Annotated in this window: 4 protein-coding genes and 1 pseudogene; all 5 read right to left on the minus strand. The window is 69.2% G+C overall.

The genetic code is table 11. The features are described 5' to 3' along the window. Nucleotides 1-860 (minus strand): MFS transporter (locus ABZV34_RS36795; RefSeq protein ID WP_356286844.1); only part of this gene is annotated, 860 nt, incomplete at its 3' end. Nucleotides 861-1418: 558 nt separating this feature from the next. Further along, nucleotides 1419-1541 (minus strand): hypothetical protein, encoded by a 123-nt coding sequence (locus tag ABZV34_RS36800; protein ID WP_356286847.1) that lies wholly within the window; start codon nucleotides 1539-1541, stop codon nucleotides 1419-1421. 514 nt (nucleotides 1542-2055) lie between these two features. Continuing rightward, nucleotides 2056-3024, minus strand: a complete 969-nt coding sequence (gene ligD / locus ABZV34_RS36805) for a non-homologous end-joining DNA ligase (RefSeq protein ID WP_356286850.1) — start codon at nucleotides 3022-3024, stop codon at nucleotides 2056-2058. Between the two features lie 452 nt (nucleotides 3025-3476). Beyond that, nucleotides 3477-4682 (minus strand): cytochrome P450, encoded by a 1206-nt coding sequence (locus ABZV34_RS36810; RefSeq protein WP_356286853.1) that lies wholly within the window; start codon nucleotides 4680-4682, stop codon nucleotides 3477-3479. A gap of 411 nt (nucleotides 4683-5093) precedes the next feature. After that, nucleotides 5094-5518 (minus strand): annotated as a pseudogene (locus ABZV34_RS36815) (PH domain-containing protein); the annotation flags it as partial.

A 5518-nucleotide genomic window follows, 5' to 3' on the forward strand; every position in this document is an offset into this window, starting at 1 on the left:
GAGCCCAGGAGCGCGCCCGGCCCCATCGCCGCGAGCGCCAGCCCGACGGCGGCACCCGACAGGTGCAGTTCCCGCGGCAGGAAGAGCAGATAGACGGTCATCATGGCAGCCAAGGAGAACTGGAAGGCGGCCGAGGCGAGGCACACGGTCCGCAGCGAGGTGTCGCCGGAGACGAAACGGAGGCCTTCATGGATCCGCCGCCAGACATGTGGGGGACGTTCCGGGCTCTTCGGGACCGATTCGATCCGGCGGATCCGTCGGATCGACAGGAACGACAGCGCGAAGAACAGAGCGCTGGAGGCGGCAGCGATCGGTGCCGACAGAAGGGACACCAGCGCACCGCCGAGGGCGGGACCGCCGATCTGTGCAGCGGACCGGCTGCCCTCGAGCGCGCTGTTGCCCCGCACCAACTGCTCGCGTTCCACAAGGCGTACGAGAGAAGTCTGGTAGGCCACGTCGAAGAACACGGACAGGGTCCCGACGGCAAAGGCGACCACGAACAGCGCGGGCAGGCCGAACCATCCGAGGAAGCCGGCCACGGCGGCGGCGCCCAGTGTCAGGGTCCGGCCGACGTCCGTCAGCACCATCACCGTGCGGGCGCGCCACCTGTCCACCCACGCGCCGACGAAGAGCGAGAGCAACAGGATCGGCGCCTGCCCCACTGCGCGGAGGGCGCCCAACTGGCCGGCACCGGCGTTCAGGGTCAGGACGGCGAAGAGTGGCAGGACCACCAGACTCGCGTGCTCGCCGAGTTGAGAGGCCGTCTGACCCGCCCAGAGTCTGCGGAAGTCGCCGTCCCGCCACAGAGCCGTCGGAACAGGCGGGCCGGAATCGGATACCGCGGAGGAAGTGGACGGCACGAGGATCCTTGGTTCGCCGACAATGACGCCTGTCACCCGGCGCGCAACAGGCGCGGCGACGGTTCAGACGGAAGAAAGCTCGCTGCCGCAACATCAAGGGCAGCACGCAGGTGATGACAAGCCCGATCAGGGCCAACGACGTCAACGCGCGCTCGGACGACCGACCATGTTCCCGCTCCTCGTGGGTCTCCTACGGGACCCGAAGACTAGCCCTACGGGTGCTCGGCGTGAAAGGCGATTAACGCCCGCGGCGGACAGCCAGGCCCGAATTCCGTGCGCAGCACGGCGTGGTGAGTGCCGTCGCCCCGCATGGGGTGGTCGCGGAGGATCTCCCAGGACTTCATACGGGCGAAGTCGTGCTGGGCGCGGGCGTGGACCTGTTGGTGGGAGCGGCTGTGTTCCTGCTGCCACTTGGGGAGTTGCCGCCAGCCGGGCGGCGGACTTGGAGACATCGAAGAGCGGGCCCCGTGAAGCGGCCTGTACACGAGGACTGCGATGCCGTGATCGCAGCAGCCATGGCTCTGATCATTTCACTGTGGCCGCGGAGCGCGCCGGGATTCACGAGCCCTCCTCGCCGTCGGCGAGACGGCGACGCCACCAGAGGTCGGAGCGCCACTGACGTTGATCAGCGAACGGATCCGGCAGAGTCCGCTGGAGGTACGCGGCGTCCAGAGAAGCCACCGGACGTCTGAGTTCCTCGCGAACAGGGGCAGGCAGGTTCCGCAGAACCTCGTCGAGGACATCCCGCGCGTGCCGCACGTCGTCAAAGGAACACCAGCGACACGAGCACCCCGCCCACTGCGGGTACAGCGGGCGACGGCCTGGCGACAGCGCAAAGGCCTGGTACCGGCTCAACGCTCGTGCTGTGGCGCCGGGGAACACGAAGTAGTGGGTCGAGACCGTCTCGACTCGATGGATCGCCAGGCTGACGCGAGCTGACAGCCAGTGGATGCGCTCTGGCGGGGTACCGCCCCAGACGCGGATGTCATGCCGCTGGTCGGCACGGAGTCTGCCGGGCCGTCTACGCGGCATCGGCCTTTCGGTATGCGGTCATGAACGTCATCCTGCCAGAAACTCTGAGTGACGGGAGAGCCCTTACTTTGGGGCTGAGAGCCGGTCCGCTGCCTGCAGCACGGCCATGGCGTTGGCTGTGGCTGTGGCGTCGTGAACCGGGCGCACGTCGAGCACCATCAGCTCACTCCAGCCGGGTCAGATCCGGGCGGAGGCGCTGCCAGACCGGATGGCGCAGCCGGCCGGCCGCTGTCCATTCCGAGGCGGTGACCTCCGCGACCAGTCTCGGCTCGACCCAGTGCGCGTCGGCCACGTCGGCCTGGTCGACGAACGGGGACGTCGAGCGCGTGATGACGGTGAGATACGCGCTGAGTTCACCGATCTCATGCTCCGACATTCCCGACCCCACCGCTCCCGCGTACCGCAGCCCGGCAGGCCCGTCCAAGCCCACCAGTACCGCGCCCGGCACACCTTCGGCAGCGCCACTTCGCTGCGTCCAGCCGCCGATGATGACGTCCAGGGTCTCCATCCGTCTGGTCTTGCGCCAGTGGGGCGATCGGACCCCAGGGGTGTACGGGGAGGCGATCTTCTTGGCGACCACCCCCTCCAGGCCTTCGCGAACCACGGCGTCCCACATGTGCGATCCGTTCCCGTGGACGTACGGCGGTGCCGACCAGTGTGGGCCGTCCAGCCCCAGCAGGGACAGGGCTCCGCGGCGCTCGCCGTACGAGGAGTCGAGCAGGGTGCGGCCGTCGAGGAACATGACATCGAAGATCACCAAATGGGCGGGGAAATCCAGCGCAAGTCGCGCGGCGCGGCGGGCGTTGACCACGCCCATCCGCCGTTGGAGCAGCCCGAAGTCGGACCGTCCGGAGCCGTCCAGGACCACGACCTCACCGTCGAGGACCACACCGCGCCCACGCAGAACACCACCCAGAGCCTGCAGCTCGGGATAGGTCACGGTGACGTCGTTGCCCGCCCGCGAGGTCAGCCGCACCGTTCCGTCGCCCGTCGTGGTCAGGATGCAGCGCGCACCGTCCCACTTGGCCTCGAACGCCCAGTCGGCGTCGGGCACGGGCAGCGGGCCCGGCACGGCCAGCATCGGTGCGATCGAAGGAGGCGGCCAAGGGGCGCCGGAAGAATTCGGGGCCATAGTCAAAATGATCGAACGGCAAGCGGATCTCCGCAGACCGAGGATCGAGCGTCCCGCCGTTCGCGCACCGGCGGCGACAGAGCCGACAGGGGACCGGCCTGCTTGCGAGGCCGTGGGGGAGCCGCGGTAGGGGGTGCCGGTGCCCGATCCCTCGCGGGTGCCCCGATTTCTCGCGGTAGGGGAGTGCCCCGATCCCCGCGGACAGGTCCCCGAGGGTGGGAGGGGGCTTTACCGCCGTTCGGAGCCAGGTTCCGCCGCCTTCTCCTTGGCCTCGCCACGTGCGGCTCCTTCGGCCCTTGGATGCGACCGGGAGGAGCGGTGGGAGCGGTGGGAGTGCGGAGGGGACGCGGGGTGGATACGCCCGGGTGTGCCGGGGCGCGGCGGATCCGCCGGGTGGCCACGGTCCTCGGTGGCCGCCCGCGTCTGCGAAGGGTGCTCGATGGTCTGCGGTCCTACCAGGTCACGGGCAGCTCGATGGGGAAGCGTCGGATCGTCTCCGTGTCCCAGCGAAGCTCCTCGGGCGGTACCGCCAGCCGCAGCTCCGGGAACCGCTCCAGCAGCCGTCCGATGGCCACTTCCAGTTCCGCCATGGCCAGCGGCACGGCGACACACAGGTGTCCGCCCCAGCCGAAGGTCATGTGGGGCAAGGAAGGCCGGTCCGGGTCGATGGTGTCGGGGTTGGGATAGCGCTCCGGGTCACGGTTCGCGGTCAGGTAGGAGACATGGACGAAGTCACCCGCCCGGATCCGTACCCCGTCCATCTCCACGTCTTCCAGTGCCACCCGCGGAATGCCGACGCCCTTACGGAAGGGAATGAAGCGGAGCAGCTCGTTCACGACCGCGGTCAGGTTCTCCGGACGGCTTCTGAGGTGCTTCAGCAGCTCGGGACGGGTCAGGAGGAGGTAGGAGATGTTGCTGATCTGGCCGGTGGCCGTGTCGTGCCCGCTGAGCATCAGCGTCAGGGCCATGACCGCCAGTTCCTGGTCGTCGAGCGCGTCCTCGCCGTCCTTGGCGGTGGCCAGCACACTGATCAGGTCGTCCCCGGGGGCGCGACGCCGTTCTTCGACCAGACCCCCGAAGTAGGCCCGCAGCTCGGACTTGGCGGTCGCGGCGCTCTGGCGACTGTCGGGTCCGGTGGAGAGCAATTGGTGCACGTACCGGTCCATCCGGGGCCAGTCGTCTTCGACGATCCCGAGAACGTCGCAGATGGTGTGCTGGGGGAGCCGGTTCGACAGATGGCGCGCGAGATCCGCGGGCGGTCCCTGCGCGGCCATCTCATCGAGCAGGGTGTCCGCGAGGCGAGTGATCCTCTGGCGCATCCGCTCGACATGCCCCTTGGTGAAGGCCTGCGAGGCCAGGCGGCGCAGACGGCTGCTGTGCGGCGGATCCATGACGTTGATCGACTCCGGGGAGACGATCGGCTCCGGGGTCAGCCGCGGATAGTCGAACCCCATGATCCCCGCCCGGCTGAACCGCTGGTCGGTGGTCACCTGCCGCACCGCGTCGAACCCGGTGACCAGCCAGGCTTCGGCGTCGCCGTACGGCAGCCGGATCCGGGTGATGGAATCGCGGGCCATGAGGTCCGCGAGGGAGGGGTCGAATTCCAAGCCCGTACTGAAATCAAACGGACATACGATTGCTTTGCTGTTCGGGGGCATGACGCAGTTCTCCAGTTCCAGCTGCTCTCGCTATTCCATCGCTCCCCCATGCATATGCCATTTCCTGGTTGTGCAGCGGTCCAGACACCTTGGCCTGCGCTATTTGGCCCCCGCCTCCACCCCGTACCGACGGGCGACAGGCGAGGTGTTCGCGCGGTTTGGGCATTCTGGCCCGATGGTCCGAGTGGGTGGATCTGGTCGGCGATCGGCAGTGGACCACGCAATCCGAGGGTCCCCTCGTACGCGGGGAGATGGCGACCTGACGCGGAAGGTCCACGGGCAGGAGGGGCGGAGGCGCTGGTGGCTATGGGCGTCCTGCGGATCCGCCGGACGCCGCGGTAGCCCCGGTGTCGCTCGCCGGCAGGCGGAGAAACCCCGCGGGCCAGCTCGGACCAAGGTGGGAGGCCGCGCTCACCGTGGGACGCCGAGCCTTGCCCGCTCCAGCTCCCGTACGAGCAGGAGCAGGTCGGCGGGGGCTGCGGCGAGGCGGACCGGGGTTCCGGAGTCGAGGAGCTCGGCGACGTACCAGTGCGCCGGCACGCTCCGCTCCGTGAAGCGTTTCGGCCGCCGCAGCCCCCGTACGTCGAAACGCCCCACGGATATCTCCTTGCCGGCCAGGCGGCCGGGACCGCCGTGGGACAGCACCGCCATCGACCCGGCGCCGACGGCGATGTGGCTGCCCTGCAGACCCGGGTCGAGAGGCGTGTCCTGCAGGAAGCGCGCCGGCAGAACGAGGTCCTCCCCCTCGGGTACCGCGCGCGGCTCGAGGGGCGGGGTCCGGCCGCTGACCCGCCAGGCCCTGGCCAGGAGGACGAGCACCACAAGCAGACCGACGG

This window comes from Streptomyces sp. NPDC005195 (assembly GCF_040608315.1).
Taxonomy (GTDB): domain Bacteria; phylum Actinomycetota; class Actinomycetes; order Streptomycetales; family Streptomycetaceae; genus Streptomyces; species Streptomyces kaempferi.

Excerpts from the sequence above, each read along its gene's own strand:
- ligD (WP_356286850.1), bottom strand. The coding sequence starts at position 3,024 with ATGGCCCCGAATTCTTCCGGCGCCCCTTGGCCGCCTCCTTCGATCGCA.
- ABZV34_RS36810 (WP_356286853.1), bottom strand. The coding sequence starts at position 4,682 with ATGCCCCCGAACAGCAAAGCAATCGTATGTCCGTTTGATTTCAGTACG.